3 protein-coding genes are annotated in these 3,767 nt (G+C 45.8%); all 3 read left to right on the top strand.

Translation table 11 applies throughout. The features are described 5' to 3' along the window. Positions 1–74 precede the first annotated feature (74 nt). The gene (locus tag JX312_RS10495) at positions 75–710 is read left to right on the top strand and encodes a hypothetical protein (RefSeq protein WP_204457959.1); all 636 of its coding nucleotides are present in this window, start codon (positions 75–77) and stop codon (positions 708–710) included. Beyond that, the gene (locus JX312_RS10490; protein WP_204457958.1) at positions 707–2,683 is read left to right on the top strand and encodes a DEAD/DEAH box helicase; all 1,977 of its coding nucleotides are present in this window, start codon (positions 707–709) and stop codon (positions 2,681–2,683) included. Before JX312_RS10495 ends, JX312_RS10490 begins: the two co-directional genes overlap by 4 nt. Beyond that, positions 2,680–3,767, top strand: a 1,088-nt coding sequence (locus JX312_RS10485) for a GIY-YIG nuclease family protein (protein WP_204457957.1), incomplete at its 3' end; no start/stop codon positions are given. The genes JX312_RS10490 and JX312_RS10485, both read left to right, overlap by 4 nt.

Here is a 3,767-nt window from a genome sequence, read left to right as displayed (position 1 = left end):
AATTCAGAACATAAATGAAAAATCAGTCCACATTTTGGTTCGCATTAATTGCATTGGCGATCTCAATCATAACTATGGTACTTTTCTTTGTAAAAGTATCTGCCAATAGTGTTGTTGATTGTATGACATTCATTGGTGTGATTGCTGCATTTATTGGAATAAGTGTTACACTTTTAATCGGCTATCAAATTTACAATGCGGTTGAAATTAAGAATAGACTCTATAAATTGCAACAATTAGAAGAAGAAATATCAGATTCTAAATCAAAATTATCTGATTTAGCTAATCTCCAAGAGGAAGCGATCGCAATAATTGAGGCAAAACTTTTACAAGCCAAAGGTGAATCTTGCAACGCTTTTGTCAAATTTCATTCCGCGATAAAATATTCGATCAAATTACCGTTTAAGCGTGAAGGATATCCACTATTATTAGATGATTTGGCAAACTACATGAAGGATATCAATCTAAATTCTTTCGATAATTGTATTGCTTTAGAGCAATTAAATACAGAAATTGAATTGTTCAAAGATTTGTTTGACAAAGACATTCTACTAATAAAAGAATCTCCTGATTATCCTATTATTAAGTATCGATACGAAGAACTTATGGATAAATTCGACACCCGGTTGAAACTAATCGCACAAGGGAAACAGGTCTCTCCTTTTACTATTGATAAATTAGCGGCAGAAGATAAATTTGGAGGATTATGACTAATCTTGTAGAAGTACAATATGCCCAAACGGGCAAATCAAGCAATACCGATGAACTCGGTATGCGCGAAATGCAAGCGATGGTTTATGGCCAACGCCATCGTCAGCACTTGCTCGTCAAGGCCCCACCGGCATCGGGCAAGAGCCGCGCCATGATGTTTGTGGCTCTTGATAAACTCGCCAATCAAGGTGTGAAGAAAGTAATCGTGGCCGTTCCTCAGCAAAATATCGGTCGAAGTTTCAAGGACACCCTCTTGAAGAAGTTCGGATTTTTTGCAGACTGGAACGTTGCCCCTTATTGGAATCTTTGCCTTAATGCTGGAAGCGAGAACTCCAAGAAGTCGATTGTCCGAGAGTTTCTTGATCATCCCACCGCTACAAAACTCGTCTGCACTCATGCCACGCTACTTAACTCGCTCAACGGCATTGATGCACAAAAACTCGACAATGTTTTCTTCGGTATAGACGAGTTTCACCACGGCTCGGCTGACGAGGACAACCATCTCGGCACTCTCATTCGCCGACTTCTCAACGAAACATCGGCTCACATACTCGCCATGACCGGCTCATACTTCCGTGGCGACGCCGTTCCGGTTATGCGCCCTGAGGATGAGGCAATGTTTCAGCCTACCATCAACTACAATTATTATCAGCAGCTCAACGGCTATAAATGGCTCAAAAGCCTTGGCATCGGCTACAGCTTCTTCCAAGGCAACTACCTTACAGCCATTCCCGATGTACTCGATACCCACAAGAAAACGCTTATTCATATTCCACACCCCAACAGCAAAACAGGGGTGTTCATGAACAAACACGACCAGGTGGCAGAGATTATCAAGTTCATCGGTGAGATTGTAGACCGGGATTATAACAATTATCTCTACAAAGTCAAGACTGCCGATGGTCGTATTCTTACCGTCGGCGACCTCGTCGAGGATAGCAAAGAGCAGCGCGATGCGTTACAGTCATATCTACAACGCATGAACAGCCGTGACTCGCTCGACATCCTCATAGCCCTCGGCACAGCCAAGGAGGGCTTTGACTGGGAGTGGTGTGAGCACTGTATCACCATCGGCATACGCGCCTCGCTGACCGAAGTCGTTCAGATCATCGGCCGATGCACGCGTGACTGTGAGGGAAAGACACATGCGCAGTTTACCAACCTCATTCCTTGCCCTGATGCAGCGCAAGATGATGTTTCAATGGCGGTCAACGACTTCCTGAAAGCCATATCCGCTTCATTGCTCATGGAGCAGGTTATGGCCCCCAAATGGAATTTCAAGACCAAAGTCGACGATGAAGACACGCCCGAAAAGCCGACGAAGCCGGGCGAGGATGACCACGTTATCGAGGTCAAAGGCCTGCCGAAGCTCAACGAGAAAACCAAAGCCATTGTCGAAAACGACCTTGACACTCTCGTTGCAACTACGCTCTCTGATAAAAATATCCGGGAGGCTATCATCGGCGAGGGTATGGCAGAAATGATTACTGAGGTCTACATTCCCAAGATTATCCGCGACACATATCCCGACCTTAACGAGGAAGAAGTCGATGCGGTTGCAAAGCACACAATCCTGACCATCGCCACACAGGGCGAACAGGTTGTAGTCCCCGATGATTCCGGCAATAAGTTCATCAAGATTGCTAACAAATTTGTCAATCTCAACGACCTTGATATCAACCTTATTGCCGAGATAAATCCTTTCCAACGCGCATACGAGGTAGTCAGCAAATCGCTTACACCCGAAGTGCTCCGCACCATCCAGTATGTTATCGAGGATAAGCGCTCGGAGAAGCTGACCGATGAAGAAGCCATTTTGCTGTTCACAAAATATCTCCCCAAGTGGCGCGAGGAAAATCCGGGCAAATTAAAGCCTGAGATAACCGACGGCGACCCGCTGGCGCGCCGTATAGCAATGGCTATCGAACATCTCCGTCAACTTAAACGCAATAAACTCGCACAGCAGCAATGATCAACTGGGAAAAGGAACTCGAAGCGATATTTAACGACCCTCTCTTAGCCGATGTTACCGCTCCACGCAAGAGGGCTACATCGAGCGACCGACTTATTGCCGGATTCCAAGAGATACTTGCCTTCTACGAAGCCAATGGTCGACTTCCCGAAGATACGCCCGAAGAAGCTTCGTTGTTCCATAAATGGACGGGGCTTCTGAAAAGTGAGAAGAAAATTGAGCGTTGTCGCCCCTTTGATGACCTCGGTATTCTTCCTCAGCCTATTCTGACTGCGGAAGAACCTGAAGCCGAATATCACCGCGAGCTTACTGAGGAAGAACAGCTTGAAGCTATTCTTAATGACCCATTGCTCGCAGATATTGAGGATGGCTCAGACCTCGGCCTTTTTGATGTGCCCGAATACATGCGCCAACGCCTTGAAGCGCGTAAAGAAGCTGACTATGTCGGCAAACGTCGCCCTTGCGAAGACTTCGACAAGTACACTGATGGCTTCAAGGAGATTCAGCAAGGGCTGAAATCCGGCAAATATAAGCTCGTGAAGTTTAGCGAGCCGAATCTGAAAGTCGGTCGCTACTTCGTCGAACAGGGTATCATTGGCTATCTTGCCGCTTTCGAGCAAGAGGCGAAGAATAATCTCAATCGCGTTGATGGCCGTACCCGCGTCATCTATGAAAACGGCTCTGAAGCCGACATCAAATTCCGTACAATCACTAAAAACCTTTCTGTCGACGGTTATAGCATTATGGATTGTTCGGAAATGTCGCCCGAAGATTTTGAGGAATGCTTCACACTCACCGATAAAGACGTTGAGAGTGGAACAATCTATGTACTTCGCTCTAAATCTTCTTGCCCCGAAATTGCAGCAATCAAAGACCTCTATAAAATCGGTTTTACCGTTACCTCTATTGAAAGTCGTATTGCCAACGCCAAGAACGAGCCGACATATCTTTGTGCTGATGTCGAGGTTGTGGCTACATGGAAAGTCTACAATGTAAAATCTTCTACGTTCGAGGCTCTCATCCACAAACTCTTTGCGCCCGTCCAATTACAGGTAACTGTCGATGGCCACCGACCCAAAGAATG

Origin of the sequence: Barnesiella sp. CU968 (assembly GCF_905219685.1) — a bacterium.
In the GTDB taxonomy this organism is placed as follows: domain Bacteria; phylum Bacteroidota; class Bacteroidia; order Bacteroidales; family Muribaculaceae; genus Lepagella; species Lepagella muris_A.
Note: the sequence above shows the minus strand (reverse complement) of the source record. Positions and strands in the feature narration are given on the sequence as shown.

Coding starts and splice junctions, on each gene's coding strand:
- JX312_RS10495 (WP_204457959.1), top strand. CDS start 75: ATGGTACTTTTCTTTGTAAAAGTATCTGCCAATAGTGTTGTTGATTGT.
- JX312_RS10490 (WP_204457958.1), top strand. CDS start 707: ATGACTAATCTTGTAGAAGTACAATATGCCCAAACGGGCAAATCAAGC.